General features: G+C 72.8%; 1 protein-coding gene. It reads right to left on the reverse strand.

All coding sequences use genetic code 11. The annotated features are described in order from the left end of the window. Positions 1–301 (reverse strand): oxidoreductase (locus tag BEK98_RS47640; protein ID WP_483027338.1); only part of this gene is annotated, 301 nt, incomplete at both ends.

Consider the following 301-nt stretch of genomic DNA (forward strand, 5'->3'; position numbering starts at 1 on the left):
AGAGGAAGCCGGAGAGCAGGAAGCCCTGAGCGACGTGGACGTCGACGCCGTCGAACCCGGCGCGCTCGCACAGCCGCGCAGCCCGGACGAACTCCTCGATGACCTCCTCGATCTCCTCCGCGGTGATCTCCTGCGGAGTGACCACCCGGCCCGGGGTGAGTTCGAACGGGACGGCCGACGGAGCCAGCCGGCGCCGGCTCTCGTACTCCTCCCAGGGGCCCGCGTACCGGCCGGCGTGCACGAACTGGACGATCGCCAGGGCGCCGTGCCGACGGATCTCGGAGGCCAGCCGGCGCAGCCC

The organism is Streptomyces diastatochromogenes, assembly GCF_002242805.1.
In the GTDB taxonomy this organism is placed as follows: domain Bacteria; phylum Actinomycetota; class Actinomycetes; order Streptomycetales; family Streptomycetaceae; genus Streptomyces; species Streptomyces diastatochromogenes.